This window comes from Streptosporangium nanhuense (genome assembly GCF_059358815.1).
On sequence record NZ_JCADBG010000011.1, the window covers coordinates 84,769 to 105,816 of the forward strand.

The 21,048-nt window shown below is 71.8% G+C and carries 21 protein-coding genes; 3 read left to right on the forward strand and 18 right to left on the reverse strand.

Annotation, left to right across the window (positions count from 1 at the left end; all coding sequences use genetic code 11):
• Window positions 1-108: 108 nt before the first annotated feature.
• Window positions 109-423 carry a DUF6355 family natural product biosynthesis protein gene (locus tag AC5L38_RS21725; RefSeq protein ID WP_495244650.1) on the forward strand — a complete coding sequence of 105 codons (315 nt, stop codon included), beginning with the start codon at window positions 109-111 and terminating at the stop codon, window positions 421-423.
• Window positions 424-645: 222 nt separating this feature from the next.
• Here AC5L38_RS21725 and AC5L38_RS21730 read toward each other — a convergent pair whose 3' ends face one another.
• The 3 genes from AC5L38_RS21730 to AC5L38_RS21740 form a co-directional block, all read right to left on the reverse strand.
• The gene (locus tag AC5L38_RS21730; RefSeq protein ID WP_495244651.1) at window positions 646-1,719 is read right to left on the reverse strand and encodes a TerC family protein; all 1,074 of its coding nucleotides are present in this window, start codon (window positions 1,717-1,719) and stop codon (window positions 646-648) included.
• Window positions 1,720-2,377: 658 nt separating this feature from the next.
• Window positions 2,378-2,722 carry a hypothetical protein gene (locus AC5L38_RS21735; protein WP_495244652.1) on the reverse strand — a complete coding sequence of 115 codons (345 nt, stop codon included), beginning with the start codon at window positions 2,720-2,722 and terminating at the stop codon, window positions 2,378-2,380.
• 34 nt (window positions 2,723-2,756) lie between these two features.
• Window positions 2,757-3,275: a hypothetical protein gene (locus AC5L38_RS21740; RefSeq protein WP_495244653.1), complete on the reverse strand. Its 519-nt coding sequence runs from the start codon at window positions 3,273-3,275 to the stop codon at window positions 2,757-2,759.
• A 143-nt stretch (window positions 3,276-3,418) separates the two neighbouring features.
• On the opposite strand from AC5L38_RS21740, the gene AC5L38_RS21745 reads away from it, so the two are divergent.
• On the forward strand, window positions 3,419-4,096 hold the full coding sequence (locus AC5L38_RS21745; protein WP_495244654.1) for a TetR/AcrR family transcriptional regulator C-terminal domain-containing protein: 678 nt from the start codon (window positions 3,419-3,421) through the stop codon (window positions 4,094-4,096).
• A 163-nt stretch (window positions 4,097-4,259) separates the two neighbouring features.
• On the opposite strand, the gene AC5L38_RS21750 is transcribed toward AC5L38_RS21745, so the two are convergent.
• From AC5L38_RS21750 to AC5L38_RS21760, 3 genes are read right to left on the reverse strand one after another with little or no spacing between them, the layout of a single operon-like run.
• Entirely contained in the window at window positions 4,260-5,021 is a 762-nt protein-coding gene (locus tag AC5L38_RS21750) for a class I SAM-dependent methyltransferase (protein ID WP_495244655.1), read from the reverse strand.
• Window positions 5,018-5,161, reverse strand: coding sequence for a hypothetical protein (locus AC5L38_RS21755; RefSeq protein ID WP_495244656.1), 144 nt, complete (start codon window positions 5,159-5,161; stop codon window positions 5,018-5,020). Before AC5L38_RS21755 ends, AC5L38_RS21750 begins: the two co-directional genes overlap by 4 nt.
• 33 nt (window positions 5,162-5,194) lie before the next feature.
• Complete coding sequence (locus tag AC5L38_RS21760) at window positions 5,195-6,364, reverse strand: erythromycin esterase family protein (protein ID WP_495244657.1); 1,170 nt, start codon at window positions 6,362-6,364, stop codon at window positions 5,195-5,197.
• Window positions 6,365-6,454: 90 nt separating this feature from the next.
• Between AC5L38_RS21760 and AC5L38_RS21765 the strand changes: the two genes are divergently transcribed.
• Window positions 6,455-7,138 carry a TioE family transcriptional regulator gene (locus AC5L38_RS21765; protein ID WP_495244658.1) on the forward strand — a complete coding sequence of 228 codons (684 nt, stop codon included), beginning with the start codon at window positions 6,455-6,457 and terminating at the stop codon, window positions 7,136-7,138.
• A 106-nt stretch (window positions 7,139-7,244) separates the two neighbouring features.
• Here the strand turns inward: AC5L38_RS21765 and AC5L38_RS21770 are convergent, their stop codons facing one another.
• The 12 genes from AC5L38_RS21770 to AC5L38_RS21825 all read right to left on the reverse strand — a co-directional run bounded on the left by AC5L38_RS21770 (window position 7,245) and on the right by AC5L38_RS21825 (window position 21,025).
• On the reverse strand, window positions 7,245-8,030 hold the full coding sequence (locus AC5L38_RS21770) for a MerR family transcriptional regulator (protein ID WP_495244659.1): 786 nt from the start codon (window positions 8,028-8,030) through the stop codon (window positions 7,245-7,247).
• Between the two features lie 155 nt (window positions 8,031-8,185).
• Window positions 8,186-9,385, reverse strand: coding sequence for a serine hydrolase domain-containing protein (locus AC5L38_RS21775; RefSeq protein ID WP_495244660.1), 1,200 nt, complete (start codon window positions 9,383-9,385; stop codon window positions 8,186-8,188).
• A gap of 453 nt (window positions 9,386-9,838) precedes the next feature.
• Entirely contained in the window at window positions 9,839-11,008 is a 1,170-nt protein-coding gene (locus tag AC5L38_RS21780; RefSeq protein WP_495244661.1) for a hypothetical protein, read from the reverse strand.
• 118 nt (window positions 11,009-11,126) lie between these two features.
• On the reverse strand, window positions 11,127-12,038 hold the full coding sequence (locus AC5L38_RS21785; RefSeq protein WP_495244662.1) for a cobalamin-binding protein: 912 nt from the start codon (window positions 12,036-12,038) through the stop codon (window positions 11,127-11,129).
• Window positions 12,039-12,155: 117 nt separating this feature from the next.
• Complete coding sequence (locus tag AC5L38_RS21790; protein WP_495244663.1) at window positions 12,156-12,830, reverse strand: SDR family oxidoreductase; 675 nt, start codon at window positions 12,828-12,830, stop codon at window positions 12,156-12,158.
• Between the two features lie 301 nt (window positions 12,831-13,131).
• On the reverse strand, window positions 13,132-13,857 hold the full coding sequence (locus AC5L38_RS21795) for a TetR/AcrR family transcriptional regulator (protein ID WP_495244664.1): 726 nt from the start codon (window positions 13,855-13,857) through the stop codon (window positions 13,132-13,134).
• A gap of 16 nt (window positions 13,858-13,873) precedes the next feature.
• A complete protein-coding gene (locus AC5L38_RS21800) occupies window positions 13,874-15,091 on the reverse strand; it encodes an FAD-dependent monooxygenase (RefSeq protein WP_495244665.1) in 1,218 nt (405 codons plus the stop codon).
• Between the two features lie 252 nt (window positions 15,092-15,343).
• On the reverse strand, window positions 15,344-16,855 hold the full coding sequence (qcrB, locus tag AC5L38_RS21805) for a cytochrome bc1 complex cytochrome b subunit (RefSeq protein ID WP_495244666.1): 1,512 nt from the start codon (window positions 16,853-16,855) through the stop codon (window positions 15,344-15,346).
• Between the two features lie 174 nt (window positions 16,856-17,029).
• Window positions 17,030-17,980, reverse strand: a complete 951-nt coding sequence (gene sigJ / locus AC5L38_RS21810) for an RNA polymerase sigma factor SigJ (protein ID WP_495244667.1) — start codon at window positions 17,978-17,980, stop codon at window positions 17,030-17,032.
• The gene (locus tag AC5L38_RS21815; protein ID WP_495244668.1) at window positions 17,970-18,170 is read right to left on the reverse strand and encodes a hypothetical protein; all 201 of its coding nucleotides are present in this window, start codon (window positions 18,168-18,170) and stop codon (window positions 17,970-17,972) included. The genes sigJ (AC5L38_RS21810) and AC5L38_RS21815 overlap by 11 nt, the downstream gene beginning before the upstream one ends.
• Window positions 18,171-18,737: 567 nt before the next feature.
• Window positions 18,738-19,712: an RNA polymerase sigma factor SigJ gene (gene sigJ / locus AC5L38_RS21820; RefSeq protein WP_495244669.1), complete on the reverse strand. Its 975-nt coding sequence runs from the start codon at window positions 19,710-19,712 to the stop codon at window positions 18,738-18,740.
• 107 nt (window positions 19,713-19,819) lie between these two features.
• Window positions 19,820-21,025, reverse strand: a complete 1,206-nt coding sequence (locus AC5L38_RS21825) for a cytochrome P450 family protein (RefSeq protein WP_495244846.1) — start codon at window positions 21,023-21,025, stop codon at window positions 19,820-19,822.
• Between the last annotated feature and the right edge of the window lie 23 nt (window positions 21,026-21,048).

Below are 21,048 nucleotides of genomic sequence, written 5' to 3' on the forward strand. Positions count from 1 at the left end.
GGAGCAGCCGCCCCGCGGTCCCTGTGCGGGCCCGCCAGGCCGGAGGCCCCGATCCCCTGTTTCCCGAAAAGTCGGCATATCCGGCCGACGCGAACAACGGAGACCATCATGAACGCACGCCACAGAATCGCCGCGACCCTCGCCGCCGTCGCCATGACCGCCGGCACGGCGCTGCTGACCGGCCAGCCGGCCCACGCCACGGAGACCCCGTCCGGCGTACGCGTCTCCATGGCGGCCAACCCCTGCGGTATGTACCGGGACGGGGACGCCGCGATGTACAAGAACTGCACCACGACCAACGAGAGGATCTTCGTGACCTACTTCCTCGGCGGCAACCGGTACTACTGCGTGACCCCCGGCTCGACGGCCTACGTCGGGTCCTGGAACGGCACGTTCCGGGTCTACAACCGGGGCACCTGCTAACCGGCCACCGGCGCCGGGGCACGCCCGGCCGGGCCCGGGGGGCGGGCCGGGCCGGGCGGCCGGCCGGTCGAGGCCGGGGCGCGCGCGTTCGGGCGCCCCGGCCGCCGGCGTACCGGTTCGGGCGTCGTCACGGTTCGGGCGTCGTCACGGCTCGAAGGTATGTTCACGGCAGACTCTCGTGCCATCGCCGTGACCGCGGGCGGGCCTCCGGCACGGGGAACGCTAGGACGTCGGCCGCGAGCGGGGCTCCCGTTCGGTGGGCGGCGAGGAGGGCGGCGCGGGGGGCGGCGCGGGGGGCGGCGCGGGGGGCCTCGCGTCGCGGCGGTTGGCGTGCACGCTCGTGATCGTGACGGTGGCCAGGACCGCGATGATGACCCCCAGCGAGACCGGGGTGGGAATCTCCGGGACCCACGTCCAGATGCCGTGCGCCCAGTGCAGGACGAGCTTGATCCCGATGAAGGCCAGGATGACGCTGAGCCCGTGGTTCAGGTGCCGCAGCTTCGTCAGGACGCCCAGGAGCACGAAGTAGAGCGCCCGCAGGCCCAGCAGGGCGAAGGCGTTGGTGGCGAAGACGAGGAACGGGTCCTCGGTGACGCCGTACACCGCGGGCACCGAGTCGACGGCGAAGACGATGTCGGTGGCGAAGACGGCGACGATGGCCAGCGCCAGCGGGGTCAGGGCGCGGCGGCCGTTCTGGCGGACGACCAGATGAGAGCCGTGGTATTCGTCGGTGACCGGCATGAAGCGCCGCAGCAGCCGGATCGAGCGCATGGAGGAGATGTCGACCTTCTGCTTCTCCCCGCTCAGCGCGTCCTTGAAGATCTTCCAGGCGGTGACGATCAGTATCCCGCCGAACAGCAGGAACGCCCAGGTGCCGCTCTTCAGGACGGCCGCCCCCAGCGCGATGAAGATCGCGCGCAGCACCAGGGCGCCGACGATGCCGTACAGCAGAACCCGCTGGGCCAGTACGGCGGGGACCGCGAAGGCCGACAGCAGCAGCATGAACACGAACAGGTTGTCCACCGACAGCGACTTCTCCACCACGTAGCCGGTGAAGAACTCCATCGCCACCTCGGAGCCGAAGACCCCCCACACGTAGACGCCGAAGAGCAGGGGCAGCGTCAGGTAGAAGATCGACCAGCCCACCGCCTCGCGCATCCGCACCTCGTGCGGGCGCCGGGTCAGCATGAAGTCCATGGCCAGCAGGACCACCAGGGCGGCCACGGTGATCATCCAAAGTTTCGGCGAACCGATCGTTTCAAGATCGGCCATTGACAGGAGTGCCTCAGCGGACATGCAACCTCCTCGAACGCGCTCGGCTGTTCGAGGTCTCCTTCACCCGTGCCTGTGGGCGGCCGCCCGAGGACGTCACGAAACGTCCGTACTGACCGGATCGGCTCTTGGAAGTACTCCCCTCGTCCTCCCAGGTTAGGCGACCCCCCGAGCGGCGCCCTGCCCCGGGGGAGGCGTTTGACTATGGCCTGAGCTGCACGGATAGTGGAATTGATACGGAGGGGAGTACCCACCGTCCGACACCCCGATCGTCATCACGGTCCCCGAGGACAGGGAGGCCCGGCGGGGTGGCCCTCGCGCGACGCGAGGGTGTGGGAAGACCTTCGTCCTCGTCACATGATCACAGCGAGGCCGAGGGAGGACTCGATGTCGACCACCGCGCTTCTCGAAATTCTGCTGGGCGTGTTACTGACGATCTCCGCGGTCGCCACCGTCGCCGTGCTGTGGCCGGGCAGACCCCGGCCTCGGCTGCCGCTTCCCCCTGTACCGCCCCCCGCCTGCCGTCCGCCGGTGACCGGCGCGATGCGCCGGGCCGCGGCGGCCCGAAGGCTTCGCGTGTCTCCCCCGGCCCGTCGCCGGTGTTCCTCCCGCAAAGGACCGCACGTGACGAAGGACCGCGTGCGAGACGTGGCGCCGCCGTGGCCGGCGCGCCGGGGGAAGGTCAACGGAAGTACGCGTCGGCCGCCGGGGTCGCCAGGAGAAGGATGACGAGGAGCGAGCCCAAGGTCGCCAGGGGGAAGCGGGCCAGGACGAGGGGGCGCAGCCAGGAGGGGAAGCCGGTGTTCGCGGCGGCGATCACGGCTCGTGCGTCGATGTTCCGTACGGCCTGGTCGGCGGACTTCCGGAAGGCGGCCTCGGTGTAGCGGGTGGCGAACACCTGGCCGGCGGTGACGGAGCCGACGCCGAGCAGGACGACCGGTTCGACGATCCACGACAGGACGCGGCCGGTCCCGCTCACGGCGGGCAGGAGCTGCAACGTGACGGCGACGGCGACGGGGAGTGGCACGGTGAACCTCCGGGGTGGGACGTGCGCTGACGTCTCAGGCGAGGAGCGTCGCGGCCAGGGCGAGGATCGAGGCGCCGAACACCACGACGTGCCGGACGTTCTGCAGGGTCCACGTCCAGGCGGGAAAACCGTCCTCGGCGGCCTTGAGCAGGGCCGGTACGTCGATGCTCGCCAGCGCCGGGTCGCCCTTGCGCAGGAAGGCGGCTCGCACGGACCTCTCGGCCGTCAGCTGGCTGTGGAGGATGAGGCCGTTCCCGGCCAGGACGAGGGACTGGAAGACCAGGGTCAGGGGGTGGGCCCAGCCGTCGCCGAGCAGGTTGAGCGCGGCCAGGGTCACCATCACCGCGGCGACGGCGACCGGGACGGCGGTCTCGTGGCCGCCGGCGTCGAACCTCATGCCGTTCTCGGCCAGGACGGTGGGCCGCACGTCCTGGCGTCGCAGTTCGGCCTGCGCGCCGGCCATGGCGGTGGCCCCGTAGCGGTGGCGTACCAGCGGGATGCTCACGAAGGCCGCGGCGACGAGCGATTGCATGACGGCGACGAGAACGTTCACGGCGGGTCTCCTTGATCGGTGCGCCGGTGGGCGCCGCATCGACTTGCACTAAGTTCAAGGCGAATGTAGACCGCAACTTGAACTTAGTGCAAGAGAGTTTTTGAACTTTGTGCAAGACCGGCCGGGTGCCCTATCGTGGCCGCATGCCGCGCGACACGCTGACCACCGAACAGATCGTCCGCACCGCGATCGCCCTGCTCGACGAGGAGGGCCTGGACGGCCTGAACATGCGCAGCCTGGGCGGCCGGCTCGGCGCCGCCGCCACGGCCGTCTACTGGCACGTCAAGAACAAGGACAACCTCATCCAGCTCGCCGGCGACCACGTCTGGATCGAGATCGAGCTGCCCGACCCCGGCGCGATCGGCTGGCGCGCCGCGGCCACGGCGATGGCCACCGGCCTGCACGCGATGCTCAGCCGCCACCAGTGGCTCGTGCAGGCCTTCGGCTCCCACCTGTTCTACGGCCCCGGCAAGGCGCGCCACGACGACCACAGCCTCGCCATCTACGAGGCGGCCGGCTTCACCGGCGCCCAGGCCGACCGCGCCGCGGCCACCGTCTTCACCTTCGTCCTGGGCAACGTCCTCGGCGCCTCGGCCGCGCTCTCCCTGGCCAGGCGGCTGGGCCGGGACGGCGCCGACGCCCAGGCACTGATCCAGGACACGATGAACAAGGCGACCGAGGTCGCCATGGACTTCCCCCGGCTTCGCGCCCGCCTTGAGGCGCCCACGGCCGCCGACTACGCCGCCGCCCCCGACCAGACCTTCGAGTTCGGTCTCCAGGCCCTCCTCGACGGCCTCGAAAACCGGCTCGCGAGCCTGTAGCGCCGCGGAGGCCGCCATCCTCCGGCGAGCCCGGCTTCGACGGTGACGCCCCTGGAGCGAGTGGTGGTTCACCGTGGCCGCGGGGACTCCGGGCCGTTCGGGGAGCTCCGGGCCGTTCGGGAGACGCCGGGCCCTCCGGGGGGCGCCGGCGTTACGGGCGGCGTCACGGAAGGCGTTCGAGCGTGAGCAGCGGCTCGGAGAGCGCGGGTACCGGTGCGTCGGGATCCTCGGCGACGGCCCGCTCCAGGTTGCGGAAACCGGTCTCCACCTCGTCGGGAGCGAGCTGGGCGAAGAACGAAAGGGTGCGCAGGCGCAGCCGTTCGAGCCGCTCGCCGCGGGTGCCGGAGGGCGGCTGGGTGACCGTGCCGAAGTCTTTGACGCGCCATCCGCCCGAGGTGAACATCTCGATGACCTCGTGCAGCGGCTGGAACAGGGCGGTGTCCACCTCGAATCCGCGAGGGAAGTACTCAAGCCACCACGGCATGGGATGGTGGTCGCTGAAGTTCGCGCGCAGCAGCAGCCGCCCGCCGGGCCTGACCACCCTGGCCAGTTCCCGCACCGCCCGCCGCTTGTCCTGGACGTGGTGCCAGGACAGGAACATGAGCGCGTAGTCGGCGCTGCCGGACGGCACCGGCATGTCCTCGGCGAGGCCCGCCACGTACCGCGCGCCGGGATGCCGGGACTGCGCCTGCGCCGTCTCGCGCATGCGGATCGACGGCTCGACGCCGGTGACCGGCCCGAACGCCCGCGCCAGCGCCGGGGTGAGCCTGCCGGTCCCCGAGCCGACGTCCAGCCCTTCCAGCGGACGCCGCTCGGGCAGCACCGCTTCGAAGGCGCTGATCCATGCCCGCAGCTGCCGCTCGGTGAACGCACGGCCGCGCGCGTAGTCGCGGTACTGCTCGGTGTCGTAGTCGATCCGCCTCATCGCGGCTCCCGCGCGGGCCGGGCCACGTCCAGCCGGTGGAACCCCTGATCCGGCGGCCGGTCGGCGGCGTCCCCGCGGCGGGCACCGGCGACCTCGCCCAGGAAGGGGAACGGGAACGAAAAGCGCGCCTGTTCGGCCATGCGATCACATTACGCCCGGCACGCACGCGCCCGTCACCCCAGCCTGACGGCCTGCTTGAGGAAGACGACGCCGTCGATCAGGTCGAGCTGGGCCGGGTCCAGCGGGAAATAGGCGAAATCGTGGGAGACGCGCGGGGCGGGCTCCGTGACGGCCTTCGCGAGGGCCTCGGCCAGGCGGCGGGCGTCGATGAGAGAGTGCTCCCACGGGAGCGTGGACAGGATGCCCTCGACGGTGTCCGGGGGCGGGGTGTCGTCGCCGACCGTGCCGAAGGCCGAGGCCAGGAAGGCGTACCGGTCACCCAGGTGGGTTTCGGTGACCGCCCCCGCGCTCCACCACTCCAACTGCTGGTCGCCGAACGACATGAGGCTCTTGTTCCGCTGCAGGTGGAGGTTGTGGGTGAAGACCAGGGCGGGGCCTCGCTCGGCGACGGCGCGCAGGTTGGCGGCCATCATCGCGTCCCGCAGGGCCGACAGCCGCCCTATCCGCGCGGGGGACGTGTCGGCCATCCAGGAGTGGTAGCGGAGCAGGCCGACGGCGGTGCGCCCGTACAGCTCCGCCCGCTCCCGGTCGTGCGGGCTCAGCCGCGGCGCCTGCGTGTCGAGCAGTGCCACCAGGTCGTCGGCGAGCAGCCGCAGCCGCTGGGCGTCGGCGGACCGGCCGATCGACCGGGACGGGTCCATGACCGTGGCCTCGTCCGTCCACCGCTCGTCCGGGCCGAGCAAGGCGTCGAGGGTTTCCACGGTGCAGGGAAGAGGGCCGTCGAGGAGGGCGTGGAGGGCGGTGAGCGCCCGGCGCGGGCTCTCCGCCCAGTAGTTCAGCGGGCCGTCGAAGCCGAAGAACCGGAGCTCGCCGTCATGCTCCTCGTTGTACGCGCGCATCCAGCGCACGAGCTCGCGGTTGGCCGGTGAGGCGCCGAAGTCGTGGCTGAAGCCGCGTTCCATGGCGTCATCGAGCGTGCCCGCGCCCGTCGTGACGTAGTCGTCGACCACGAGACCCATGAGGCAGTCGCTCTCGATGGCGAACGACCGGTAGCCCTCGTGCTCGACCAGGTGCCGGAAGATCTCGTTGCGCACCTGGCCCAGCTCCCCCACGAAGTGCCTGGCCTCGCCCAGGCCGAGCAACAGGGGTTCGGCGGGAAGCGAGCGGAGGAACGCCGAGACGCCGGCGCCGTCGAACGGCCGGGCCATGTCCTTGATGTCCATGCCTTCAACGGTATCGTTGAACATTCGGTGTAAACTTTTCCCGAAAATTCCCGCCCCCACCGCGACGGACCTTCAAACGGTGATGCATCCATGAGGCCAGTGGACCTGGCGCGCGAGCACGGCCTGTCCACCCAGGCGATCAGGAACTACGAGGACGCCGGCGTCCTGCCCGCCGCCGAACGCACCGCCCACGGCTATCGCACCTACACGCCGCTGCACGCGCAGGCCCTGCGCGCGTTCCTCGCCCTCCTGCCCGGGCACGGCCACCAGACGGCCACGTCGATCATGCGGGCGGTCAACCGCGGGGCCACCGAGGACGCGCTGCGGCTCATCGACGAGAGCCACGGCCAGCTCCTCGACGACCGCCGCACCCTCCAGGCCGTCGAGGCCGCGCTCCGCGACCTGGCTCCCGTGCCGCAGGAGCGCGGCGACACGTTCATCGGCCCGCTGGCCAGGAGGCTCGGCATCCGCCCCGCCACCCTGCGCAAGTGGGAGAACGCCGGGCTGGTCCGGCCGCGCCGCGACCCGCGGACGGGCTACCGGATCTACAGCGCGACCGACGTGCGGGACGTCCGGCTGGCCCACCAGCTCAGGCGGGGCGGCTACCTGCTGGAGCGGATCGCCCCGCTGATCGCCCAGGTCCGCTCCGCCGGAGGCGTCGCCCCGCTGGAGTCGACCCTGCGCGACTGGCAGGGCCGCCTGTCGACCCGGGGTCGCGCCATGCTCGGGGGCGCCGCCGACCTGGACGCCTACCTCCGCGCCCGCGAACCCTGAGGCCGCGTCGCGCCCACCCCGGCGTGACGCCGTGCGGTCGCTCCAGCGGTGTCCGCCCGCAGGGCCCCGGCCGGTCGCCGGGCCGAAGGGCCGGAGCGCGGCATGATCAATGGGAGTCCGGTCCGGGGATGCGGATACCGGCGGCGCGGAGCCTCGTCCCGAAAAGCTCGGCCAGCCGCGCCGCGGCCGGCGTCTGCTCTTCGCCGTGGCGGGCGATCAGCGTGTACCGGGTCGCGGCCTCGGTACGGGCTTGCAGACCGGTGACGGTCTTCAGCAGGGCGGGGTCGGCGAGGTAGTGGTCGGCCACGGCGGTGGCGAGCTCGGCGACACGGGGATCGTCCGGTTCCCAGGCCGAGGCCTCGGCCGCGCGCCTGGTCAGGGCGACGAGCCGGGTGTCCCGCAGGGCGTGCTCGAAATGGGCCAGGTAGTCGTCGAAGCCTTCCGGCACCAGGGCTTTGGCCAGCACCCAGCCCTCCCTGGTGGCCGCCACCTCGTCCGCGGGGAACCCGAGGCCGGGCATCCGCTCCAGCAGCGCCACGGCGCGGTCGCCCAGCAGAGCCCGGTCACCGTCGGCGAGCCGGTGCAGTGTGTCACGCCGCGCGGTCAGCTCCTCGATCCGTTCGGTGAGCTGCCGTCCGACGTCGGCGAGCGCGGCGGCGAACAGCGTGGCGTCGGCGTCGAGCAGGGGCCCGATCCCGGCCAGTGGCACCCCGGCGGCGGCCAGCGTCCGGACCTGCACCAGCCGCAACAGGTCGGCCGATCCGTACCGCCGGTAGCCGGAGCCGTCACGTTCCGGCTCCTTCACCAGGCCAAGCTTGTGGTAGTGCCGCACCGTCTTCACCGTGACGCCGACGAACGCCGCCGCCTGCCCGATCGTGACCCCGTTGCTCATCCGCTCAGCCTGCCCTGTGCCCGGTCCCGGCGACCACCTGCGCCACGGCCGGGCATGTGGACAGGGCTCGGCGGGTTCGATATGGCCCCGGTCGGCGTTCCGCCTGACGCACGACCGGAAGGTGGCGCTCCTGGAGGCGTGCCGGTCATGGGTGCTCAGCCCGTCGGCTGGGCCGGATCGGCCCGCCCGCCGCCGAACACCTCGTCGAGGAGCCTTCGCTGGGCGTTCTGGAACGCTGCCGCGATGGACAGGCCGGCGTCGTCCACGCAGTTCAGCGCGGCGGTCAGGGTCCTGCCGCCGCCGGGTGTGCCGTACATCAGTGCCGCGTGGCCCACGACGGCGCCGTTGTGGGAGATGACGGTGCCGCCGTCGTCCGTGGTCACCACGAACACGCCCAGGCCGTAGTCCATGTTCGGGATGCCCGTCGGGTGCGGGGCGCACATCTCGGCCAGCAGCGGGGCGGGCAGGAGCCTTCCGCCCAGCAGTGCGGAGAAGAACGTGCGGAGGTCCCGGGTGGTCGAGATCATGTCGCCGCCGGCGGAGATCCAGGAGGGGTTCTGGCGGGTGACGTCGACCGTCTTCTCCTCACCGGCCTCCTCGTGGCGGTAGTAGGCGTGGGCGTGCGGCTCGGGGATCTCCGATGAGGTGCCCGGCGCCACGGTGCCCGGCATCCCGAGCGGCTCCAGGATCAGCCGCCGCAGCTCCTCGGCGAACGAGCGCCCGGTGACCTTCTCGATCAGCAACCTGGCCAGCACGTAGTTGGTGTTGGCGTAGCTCCAGCCCGTCCCCGGCTCGAACCGCGCCGGCCTGGACAACGCCAGTTCCACCAGCTCCTCCGGCCGGTAGGTCCTGAACCGGTCGTCCACCCACTCCCCGCCCGTGGTGCCGTAGGGGATGAGGATCCCCGGTACGACCGTCCCGTCGGGCTGGACCTCGCCGGTGAAGTTGAACACCCCGCTGGTGTGCCGCAGCAGCATCCGCACGGTGATCCGCTCGTCCAGCGCAAAGCCGGGCAGGTGGTCCGCCGCCGGGCTGTCCAGCCCGATCCTGCCCTCGGCCACCAGCTGCAGCACCAGGGTCGCGACGAAGGTCTTGGTGGCGCTGCCGATCCGGAAGTGCCCGTTCACCGGCGGCTTCGCGGTCTCGCCCAGCCGGGCCACCCCGGCGCTGCCGGCCCATTCGCCCCGCTCGTCGTGCACGCGCAGCGACACCCCGGTGAAACCGGAATCGACGATCTCCTCGATCACCTTCCGCAGCTCCGGGCGATCCTGCCCGGCGGCCGCCGCTGTGACGGCTCCGCCGTCCGCGCCGCTCCGCGGGGTGCTCTTGTCCTGGCCGGAAAGGGGGAGGGACATGATGGTGTGCTCCTTCGAATCCGTTGTGTCCGGTCGGCGTCGCGCCGCTGCGCCGAGCTTGCACCCTGACCCGAGGTCAACCTCAACCGTGATCTGGCTCACAAATCCTTTCGGGGATTCGAGGCGGCTTCAAGAGCGGGACACCGTTCCCACCGGTCGACGACCGCGTCTCGCACGAGCCGGGCGCGGCGACGACCGGGCTCCGTGACAGCCGCCCGATCCGGACGCATCGAACAGGCGACACCTGATCACGCGAAAGCACGCCTGGGCGGCGCCCTGCCCGCACAGCACCGACGCGTTGTCCACCGTGGCCGGCGTGGCGGCGGCGCACACGCTGTCGCCGGTCACCCCGTGGACCCCGCGGCGCAACACGTCCCCGCGTGTCGACTCGGGGGCGCCGGGGTTCGGCGGGCCGGTGATCCGGTGGGTTCCCAAAGGGGTGTCCGGTGAACGCTACGGCGCCCCCGCCTCCGTGGCGATCGCGCCTTCCCTTCGCAGCTCCGCGGTGATCGCACGCTCCCTGAGATGGGCGGCCTCGGCGCGCAGCGCCTCCATCTGCTCGCGCAGGTCCGTCAGGCGCATCTGTTCCATGGCCAGCCGCATGCGCGCCTCGTCGCGTTCGGCGAGTGCCTCGGCGGCTGTGGCCGCCGCCCGCTCCCCCGCTTCGGCTATCTTCTCGGCGGCTCGTTCCTCGGCCCTGGCCGTCCGTCGCGCCGTCCGCCGCTCCAGCTCGGCCGCCTGCTTGTCCACGCGTTCCGCCCGCGCACGCGCCTCGGCCGCCTCGGCCAGGGCCTGGGCGCGCGCGGTCGCCTCGGCGTCGGCGCGGGCCAGCGCCCGGTCCCGCTCGGCCTCGGCCGCGTCGGCGCGCGCCGACGCGGCCGAGGCGACGCGTTCGGCCTGGCCTCTGGCCTCCAGGGCCTTCCTGGTCTCCTCCAGCGCCCGGTCCCACTCGGCCCGCGCCTGGCCGGACTGCTCCTGATCGTGGAGGGCGCGCGCCTCGGCCCGGCGCGCGTCGGTCTCGGCGCTCTCCACCCGCTCGGCCATCTCCCGCAGTGCCGCGTCGCGGGCGGCCTCGGCCCGCTGGGCCCTGCGGGTGGCCTCCTGCTCGGCCTGCCTGGCCCGGCGTTCGGTGCTGGCCGCCTCGTGCAACGCGGCGAGCGCCTGCTCCCTGGCGGTCTCCGCGTCGGCCAGCGCGATGTCGCGTTCGGCGTTGGCCTCCTCCACGCGGCGCGCCATCGCGTCCCGCTCGCGCCGGGCGTGCTCGGAAGCCTCCCGCGCCAGGCGCACCTGCTCGAAGGCCTGTTCCCGCTCGGCGCGCGCGATCGCCACCCGGGTGTGCGCCTCGGCCTGCACCGCGCTCACCTTGGCCTCCACCCCGGCCGGGCTCAGCTCCTCGGACAGCACCTGCGCCAGCGGGGCGATCGCCGCGATCATCCCCTTCTCCATGCGCTCGTAGAACTCCTCGGCCCTGGCCAGCGCCCCCTCGAGCCCCGGCGTCGCCCGCCGCATCTCGCGTTCGCGCTTGGCCACCGCCTGGCAGTTCCCCTGCGCGCAGTACGCCCTCGGCCGCCCCCGCCCGGGCCGCTGCTCGATCGGCGTCCCGCAGTGTTTGCATGGCGTCACCGCGCCGGGCTCCTGCATGCCGGGAAGCCTAACACTGGATTTTCCAGAAATTAGAAAACAATAAATGAGATCCTTTGCGTGCCGTCCCCGTTCGCCTCCGCGCCCCTCACCGCCGGTGTCAGATCCGGTGAGCTTCCCCGCGTTCGACGGGGGCGCCGGCGCGTACCCCGTGGAGCACCTGGGCGAGGACCTCCGCCCCCCGGACCACGCGCGGGCCGGGCCTGTTGAAGTACGCCGGGCCGTCCAGCACCCACACCTGGCCCGCGCGGACCGCCGGCAGGTCGGCCCGGCCCGGAAGACGGGTCAGCGAAGGCCACTCCGCTCGCGTGCGCTCGGGCGGAAAGCCGCAGGGCATCAGCAGGATCACCTCGGGCCGGGAGGCTCGGATCCTCTCCCAGTCGATGGCGGCGGTGTGCTCGCCAGCCTCGGCCAGCAACGGCTCACCACCCGCCGCCCGGATCTGCTCGGGAACCCAGTGACCGGCGGGCCACAGCGGATCCAGCCACTCGATCGCCGCCACCCGCGGTCTCGGCCGGTCCGCGACCGCCGACCGCACCGCCGCGAGCCGCTCCTCCAGTTCGGCGACCCGCCGCGACGCCACGTGCGCCACCCCGAGCGCCTCGCCGAGGTGTTCGATGGAACGCAGCACGTCGGGAAGCGTGCGCGGCTCCAGGCTGATCACCCGCGGGCCGGAGTCGAGCAGCCGCACCGCCCGTGACACCCCGGTGTAGGAGACCGCGCACACCTCGCACAGGTCCTGCGTCAGCACCACGTCGGGGGCCAGGGCCGCCAGGCGTTCCACGTCGAGGGTGTACAGCGACGAGCCCCGGTGGGCGGCGCCGCCCACCGCGTCGGAGATCTCCCTGCTGCTCATCCGGTCCGCGGCGAACTCCGCCGCCGTGACCACCGCCACCCCCTCCACCACCTCGGGTGGCCAGTCACACTCATGCGTCCGTCCGACCAGGTCACCACCCAGCCCGAGCACCGCCACGATGTCGGTGGCGGCGGGCAACAACGACACGATGCGCATGTCGCGACCCTAGCCGTGCCCCGCTCCCGCGATGTGCGGGTGCCGCCGCCGGGCGCGGCGAGCTCGCCACCGAGCTCGCCGTCGCGGTCACCGTGCTCTCTGCCGGGTGGTCGGCGCTCAGGAGGGGGGCCGGCTCGTCGGTGGGGTCACGAGCAGGGCGATCGCGTCGGCGACGGGGGTCTGGCCGGTGGTGAGTTCGACGATCGTGCGGTTCAGGGCCGGCTCGCGCAGGGCGGCGTCGATGAACGCCGCGACGTCGTCGCGCGGCACGCCTCCGTACTCGATCGCGAGGCCGGCGGTGACACGGCCGGTTCCGGGCTCGTCCAGGAGAGTCCCCGGCCGGACGATGAGCCAGTCGAGGCCGGTGCGGGCGAGGTAGGCGTCGGCGCTCTTCTTCACCTTCATGTAGTGCTCGAAGCCCTCCGAGCTCTGGGGGCCGCGCCCGGCCTCCGGGAACGCCGAGACGAGCACGAACCGCGACACCCCGGCCCCGGCGGCGGCGTCCACGGCCTTCTCCAGGCCCCTGCCGTCGATCGCGGTGGTCCTGTCCAGGCCGGTGCCGTGGGCTCCGGCGGAGAACACCACGGCGTCATGCCCGCCGAGCTTGCGCGCCAGCTCCTCCACCGAGTCGTCCACGAGGTCCCCGGCCAGCGGGGTCGCACCGGCCGCGCGCACGGTCTCCGCCTGCGCGGGGTCGCGGTGCATGCCGGTGACCTGCTCACCCCGGGCACTGAGCAGGCGGGCGAGCCGGCGCCCCACGCCTCCGGCGGCGCCGATCTGGAACACCTTCATGATCGTGATCTCCCTTTCTCCGGGCGGAACGGCCTCGGAGCCGATCGCGGCGGCGGACGCCCGTACCGGACCCTGCCCTCGACACCGTCCTCGACGCCGCCCCCGACATCGTCAGGCGGCGACGACCCGGCGGCCCGCGAGCAGCACGATCACCGGCAACAGCAGGACTGGGCGGCGATGGCCGGCCGGAATCCGGGAAGATACCCGGCGGTCTCGAACAGATGGTAGAGGCTCCCGCCGACGAGGCCGCTCAAGGACGCGCCGACCCCTTCGGCCGGCCGCTGGTGCCCGAATTCGCGCGTCACCGGTCCGGGGGCAGCAGGCGCCGCACGAAGGCGCGGCGCTCGTTCAGCAGCCTGAGCGCCGCGGCCGCCGCGGCCGGGACATCGGCGCCCTCGGCGCCCTCGGCGACCTCGGCCCCGGTCCGGCCGGGCGGGTAGAGCAGGGCGCGTACGCTCGCCTCGAACACCGTCCGCCGGTCGTCGAGCGCCCCCGCGTCGGCCCCCGTCATCAGCCCGAGGAAGCCGCCCACCAGCGCACGCATGGCGTACGTCTGATGCGCGAAGGTCCAGTCGTCCCTGGCCAGGCCGTAGGTGCGCCACACCTCGAGCAGGTCACGGGACAGGACACCGGGCCCGAGCAGGTCGAGCAGGCGCCGGGTCTCCTCCCGCTCCGTGAGCAGTCCGATCATGTGCACGTCGGCCTCCTGCACCGCGCGCACGAACGGGTGACCCAGCAGGGTGGTCCGCATCATCCCCCAGCACAGCCGGTGCGGCCACACGGCCTCGACGTCGGCGCCGAGATCGGGGAGGTACTCGGCCGCGTCGAGGAAGTCGCGGACGATCAGCTCGGCGATCAGGTCTTCCTTCGTCCGCCAGTACAGGTAGAGCGTCCCCTTCCCGATGTGCGCCAGCCGGGTGATCTCCGAGACGCTGATGCCCCGCACTCCGTGGCGGAGCACCAGCGCCCGCGTCACCTTGAGGATGCGCGCGACCTTGGCCGGGTCGTGCCGCACGAGCTCGGTCACCGCGACTCCTTCGGGCTCAGGCCGCCGCGATGTCCGCGTTCTTCGCGATCCTGCCGCGGATGAAGAACTGCCGGACATAGTGGCCGATGACCGGCCATTCCTCGCCTCGGGTCCAGAAATGGCGTACGAGAGCCTCGCGGCGGCCAGAGGGGTTGAACCACTGCCGCATCGGTTCGGCAGAGCCCTGCCAATCGGTGACGGCCGGCCGAAGCCTGCGCTCCCACTCGGTCATCGCCGTTTCGAGGTCGTCCGGATGCCGCTGCAGCATGGTGCCGAGCAGGTCCGATCCGGCCAGCCCCGCGGAGACGCCCATCCCGGCGTAGAGGGTGACGCACCACGCCGAGTCACCGATCAGGACCACCCGGCCCCGGTGCCAGGAGTCCATCCGCACCTGTTCGGCCGAGTCGAAGAGGATGTCCTCCACGGTGTCGGCCTCGTCGAGGACGGCGCCGAGCAGCTTGCCCGTCGGCCGGTCACCGAAGACCTGGCGCAGTCGCTTCGCCGGAGGCAGCCGGAACTCGGCGTCGATGTCGTCGCTGCGGTAGGTGAGCATCACCGTGGGGATGATGTCCTGGAACCCGAACACCCACATCGCGCGGCCGCGGTCCGGGTCGAGCTGCACGGCGGTGTCCTCCTGCGCGAGGCCGGGCAGGGGCTTCGACAGCTGGAACGCGCAGGTGATCCCGCCCATCCGGTGCATGTACCGCTCGTGCGGGCCGAACACCAGCCTGCGTACGGTCGACCGCAGCCCGTCCGCGCCGACGACCAGGCCGAACCGTTCGGTCACGGTCTCGTCGCCCAAGGTGTCGTGCAGGGTCACGTCGACGCCGTCGTCGTCCTGCTCGATTTTGGTCGGGACGGTGGAGAAGCGAATCTCGACGTCGTCGGGCAGCGCCTCGAACGCGGCGTCCTCGACCTCGCCCCGGCGCATCATGCGCGGGCCGTCCGGGAGATTACCGAGAATGGCCATGCTGGTCCTGTTGCCGTGCCGGTCGACTTCGTAGTGAACGGTGTCGGGAGAGGTGTGGTCCGCCACGCCGGGCCCCAGCCCCAGCCGCTCGGCGCTGGCGCGCCCCGCTCCCCACAGCAGCACGAAATAGCCGCCCTTTCTGCGCCGCGGCGCCCGTTCGACGATGACGGGCTCCCAGCCGATCTGACGCAGCCGGATCGCCGTCGCCATACCGCTGATTCCCATTCCGACGATTAGCGCGCGCCGATTGTTTTCATTGTTCATGTCTTCAGTATAGGAAATGAATGACCATTTCCCTCGGTCGGTCAGTAGGTCATATCTCATACTCGCCGGACCTCACATTTCCGTTCGCTGAATCGTCAGAGATATACGCCCTTCCGTATGCGCCGCCATTCACGAAGCCCGGGATGAATTGCCGCGAACGGATCGGCCACACCCGCGTGGCCGCCGCCACGGGGGGCTCCGTCACCACCGGGGAACGACTCGGCCGGGACGTGGTCCGGCCGCGCGTGCCGGTCAGCGGTGCCAGGAGCGCTGCAGCTCGTCGCGAACCCGGCGCGCGACCGTGGGCGGAACGCCACCGGCCGGCGGCACGGAGGGCGCCGGGGCGGCCGGCGGCACCAGTACGGCCGTCTCCTCCTCCGTCGCCGGCCGCTCGATCTCGCTGAACCCGCCTTCGGGGTCACGCACGATCACGCCGGTCTCCACGCCGTGCTCGACGACGTGCCGGTCACGCGCCTGCATGCCCAGACAGATCCGCCGGGTGACGACGAACCCCAGCACCGGCCCGGCCACGATCGCGACACGGAAGATCCAGGTCGTGGCGTACAGCGAGATCTGGAAGTGCACGGCGATCAGGTCGTTGCCGCCCGCCAGCCACAGCACCCCGTAGTAGACGATGCCGGCCACGCCGAGCGCGGTGCGGATGGGCACGTCGCGCGGCCGGTCGAGCAGGTGGTGCACGGCGCGGTCACCGGTGATCCAGCGTTCGGCGAACGGGTAGAGGGCGATGGCGGTGAAGAGCAGCCCGGGCGCGCCCAGCGCGGGGAGCAGCACGCTCATCGACACCGTGTGGCCGAAGACCGTGAGCTCCCACGGCGGCATGATCCGCAGCGCGCCCTCCAGGAAACCCATGTACCAGTCGGGCTGGGAGCCCGCGCTCACCGCGCTCGACACGTACGGCCCGTACAGCCAGACGGGGTTGATCTGGAAGAGGGTGGCCAGCAGCGCCACCACGCCCACCACCCACAGGAAGAACGCCGTCGTCTTGCCGATGAACGCGGGGAAGAACGGCGCGCCGCGCACCACCCGGTCGTTCAGCCCCTTGGCGCGGAACTGGGTGTGCGTCTGCCGCCAGGTGATCACCACCGCGTGCAGCGGGATGAGCACGAGCAGCAGGCCGGGGATGAGCAGCACGTGCAGGCTGTAGAGGCGGGAGACGATGTCGTGGCCGGGGAACTCGCCGCCGAACAGGAAGGTCGCCAGGTACGTCCCCACGAGCGGGACGGAGATCAGCACGCCGTGCAGGATGCGCAACCCGGCGCCCGACAGCAGGTCGTCGGGCAGCGAGTAGCCGAACAGTCCGTTCAGCATCACCAGTGCGAACAGCGTCACGCCGATCAGCCAGTTCAGCTCGCGCGGCCTGCGGAAGGCGCCGGTGAAGAAGTGGCGCAGCAGGTGGACCACGATGGAGGCGAGGAAGAGCAGGGTGGCCCAGTGGTGCATCTGCCGCATCACCAGGCCGCCGCGCACCTCGAAGCTGATCTCCAGGGTGGAGGCGTACGCCTGGCTCATCGTCACCCCGCGCAGCGGCACGTAGACGCCGTCGTAGACGACCTCCCGCATCGAGGGCTTGAAGAACAGCGTGAGGAAGACGCCGGTGACCAAGATGATCACGAAGGAGTACAGCGCGATCTCCCCGAGCAGGAAGGTCCAGTGGTCGGGGAAGACCTTCCGCATCGCCTTCTTCACGAAGCCGGCCCCGCCGACCCGCTCGTCGAGTGCCCGCGCCAGCGAGTCGGCTCTCATCGTCGTTCCACCTTTGCCTTGGCCACGCCTTGCCAGTAAGACGAAATGAGCCGGGCGAATGTGATGAGGATCGGGGTGTTCGATCGTGCCGAGGCTCGGGCCGCCGACGCCGACGGCCCGCGGAGGGGCACGGGGGGCACGGGGGGCACGGAGAGACACGGAGAGGCACGGCCCTCAGAGGCCGGATTCCTGCCAGGCGTGGAGTTTGTCCGGGTTCACGATCACCCAGATCTGGGTGATGAGGCCGCCGCGGACGGCGAAGGCCACGGTGCCGTTGACCTCGCCGCCGACATGGCTGACCAGCCCGGGGCAGCCGTTGACGTTCTCCTCGGTGAGCTCCTGGGCGAACCCGTTCCGGAGCAGGCCGAGGAAGTAGCGCGCCGTCTTCCCGGCACCGAGGATCGCGCGCCGGGCCGCCGTGACCTTCCCTCCGCCGTCGGCGCGCACGGTGACCTGGGGGTCGAGCAGGCTGATCAGGGTGTCGAGGTCACCCTGCTCGCAGGCGTTCTTGAACGCGGATACGATGCCGCGATGCTGGTGGGCGGTCACGGCGCGGCGCCGGTCGGACCGCAGGTGGCGCCGGGCCGAGGCGGCGAGCTGGCGGCTGGACTCCGCGGTACGCCCGACGATGCCGGCGATCTCCGTGTGCGGCAGGTCGAAGACGTCGTGCAGGATGAAGGCGACCCGCTCGGCGGGGGTGACGGATTCGAGCATGACGAGCACGCCCATGCTGACGGAGTCGTCGAGAGTCACCCGCTCGGCGGGATCGCCGGACCTGTTCCTGCCGGTGCTGGCCCACCGGGAGTCGTCGGGCAGCGGTTCGGGCAGCCAGTCCCCCACGTACCGCTCCCGGCGCGCCCGGGCCGAGCCGAGCTGGTCCAGGCAGATCCGGCAGGTCACCCGCACCAGCCAGGCGGCCGGTGACCGGATCTCGCTCCGCGCCTCGTCGGACAGGGCGAACCATCGCGCGAAGGCGTCCTGCACGGCATCCTCGGCCTCATGCGCGCAGCCCAGCATCCTGAACGCGATGTTGACCAGGGTGACGCGCTCGTCCATCATCACGGCGGTGTGCTCGTCGAAGATCGGGTGCGGGGAGGAGGGGGGCTGCTCCCGGTCAGGCGGCACGACGGCTCTCCCGCGTTCCGGCCCGCACCGCGATGCCGTGCGGTCCGTCGACGTCGACGTCGACGGAACGGCAGGTCCCGCCGAGGTCGTCGAGATCCTCGGCGATGTGCCGTGCCATCGGCCCACCGATGTCCCCCGGACCGAAAAGACCCGCTCTGAGCTGCTGCTGCTCGATCCCGCGATTCGTCATACGGCCGTCCCCGTTTTCTCGTGTACCCGGAAGTGGTCCAAGGAGGGAGGCGATCAGGGGGCCACGGCGCCGGCCCGCGAAACGACTTCGTCCTCGGGCACGCGCGCTCCCGGCCCGGCGACGCGACGGGCCGGCCCGTGCACCGGTCCCCGGCGTCACGGCCGTCAGGCCGAGAGCGCGGGACGGGGCCGAACCGGGCCCGCACGCGTCGCCGCGTCGCCCTGTCGTGCTCCCCACGAACGCGCCCCCATGCTCACGTGCCGACACATCGTCCACACCGTCGCCCATGAGCACTGTGCGCTCTCCTCATCCCCCCGTCTCCTTCGGTCCTCTCCTCTTCGACGGAACAGGACCGCCGATTGTGATGACGTTCGGGGTACGGCCGAAAAGATTTACCGTGAGGGCCATCGAGCGGGTGCCGGACGCGATGGGCACTCGCGGGCGGCTGCCACGTCGGCTCGCGGGATCCGATCGTCTCGCCGCGGGCGTGACCGGCGTATGCCGGCTCCCGGGGCGCCTTCTCGGTGCATGCCTTGACGATCTTCGGTGAGACGGGGGCGGGCGCCGTCAACGCCGGTCAGCCGCGCTGCGATCTTGCTCAGGCCCGTTCCAGGCGTGGAGCTTGTCCGGATTCACGATCCGCCAGATGTCGGTGATGCGGCCGTCCCGGACGGCGATGGCCATGACGGCGTGGACTTCGCCGTCGGCGTAGCCGACCAGCCCGGGGTGGCCGCTGACGTTCTCCTCGACGATCTCCGGGGCGAACCGCTTGTGGAACAGGCCGAGGAAGTAGCGCGCGGTCTTCTCCGCGCCCAGGATCGGGCGTAGAGCCGCGCGGGCCTTTCCCCCGCCGTCGGCGCGCACGCGGACCTCGGGGTCGAGCAGGCTGATCAAGCCGTCGAAGTCGCCGTGCTCGCAGGCGTTCCTGAAGGCGGAGACGATGCCGCGATGCTGGTGGGCGGTCACGGCGCGGCGCCGGTCGGACCGCAGGTGGCGCCGGGCCGAGGCGGCCAGCTGACGGCAGGCCGCCGGACTGCGCCCCACGATCTCGGCGATCTCGGTGTGGGGCAGGTCGAAGACGTCGTGCATGACGAAGGCGACCCGCTCGGCGGCGGTGACGGATTCGAGCATGACGAGCACACCCATGCTGACGGAGTCGTCGAGACTCACCTGCTCGGCGGGATCGCCCGGCCGGGACTTCCCGGCGCTGGTCCACCGGGCCTCGTCCGGGAGCGGTTCGGGCAGCCAGTCCCCCACGTACCGCTCCCGGCGTGCCCGGGCCGAGCCGAGCTGGTCCAGGCAGATCCGGCAGGTCACCCGCACCAGCCAGGCGGCCGGCGACCGGACCTCGCTCCGCGCCTCGCCGGACAGGGCGTACCACCGCGCGTAGGCCTCCTGCACGACGTCCTCGGCGTCGTTGGCGGAGCCGAGCATCCTGAACGCGATGTTGACCAGGGTGACGCGCTCGTCGAGCACGCCGGTGCCGCTTCCGTCGAAGATCAGGCGCAGGGAGGGGACGGCCTGCTCCCGGTCAGGTGGCATTACGGCACTCCTTCACGATCCAGGGGGCGTACCACTGCCCGATTTATGCCGCTGTGCGCCATGTTCATCCCCCGTCGCGGGCAAAGAGCCCTTGACGCCGTCCAGACTCAGCGCAGGTGTACGGGCAGGGCGTCGAGCCCGTTCATGACCATGGACGGGTAGCGGGTCACGGCGCCGGGGCCGGTGTCGAGTCGCAGGCGGGGATAGCGGGCCAGCAGTGTGCCAAGGGCGATGCGGGCCTCGACGCGGGCCAGGGGCGCCCCGAGGCAGTAGTGCATGCCGTGGCCGAAGGCCGTGTGCGGGGTGCCTCGACGGGTGAGGTCGAGCCGGTCGCCTTCGGGGAAGTGGGCCGGGTCGCGGTTGGCCGCCTGCAACGCGATGATCACCGTCTCGCCCGCCTCGATCCTCACGCCGCCCACCTCGATCGGCTCGGCCGCCACGTACGGCGTCGTGGTCTGCACCGGGCCGTCGTGGCGCAGCAGTTCCTCGATCGCCGCTTCGAGCAGGCCGGGATCGTCGCGGAGCAGGGTGAGCTGGCCGGGGCTGGCGAGCAGCGCGTGCGCGCCGTTGGCGATCAGGTTGACCGTCGTCTCGTGCCCGGCGATCACCAGCAGGAAGACCATCGAGGTCAGCTCGTCCTCGCTGAGACGCTCGGCGCCGTCCCTGGCGGCGATCAGGTCGGACAGCAGGTCGTCCCGCGCGACGCGGCGCTTGCTCGCGATCAGGTCGCGGGCGAAGGCGAGCATCGCGGCGGTGGCGGCCTCGCACTCCTGGTAGCCGTGGATTTCGGGCGAGACGATCGGGGCCGTCCATCGCCGGAAGTGCTCCCGAGACTCCGGGGGGATGCCCAGCATCTCGCCGATGACCCCTATCGGCAGCGGAAGGGCCAGCGCGGACACGAGGTCGACCGAGTCGGAGCCCTCGCACGCCGCCAGCAGGTCGTCGGTCAGCCGCTGGATGCTCGGGGCCAGCTTCTCGATCCTGCGCCGGGTGAACACCGAGGTCACCAGCCTGCGCAGCCGGGCGTGATCCGCCCCGTCGGCCAGCAGCATGTGCGAGTAGGCCCCGAGGGCCAGCTCCCGCGGCAACCTGGCCGCGTACGTCCCGTACCGCCAGCCGCCCTTGACCAGCCGTGGGTCGGACAGCAGCGACCGTGCCTCCTCGTGCCCGGTGATCAGCCATCCGATCGGTCCCGAGCGCCCCGCCACCCGATGGGCGGGTCCTGTGCTCAGGAGCTCGGCGTAGATGGCGTCACGTTCACCGTCGCGGACGGCGGTGAACGGGCTGGCGCTCGCGGCGCGCACCGTCAACATGACTTTCACTCCGATCTGTGTAC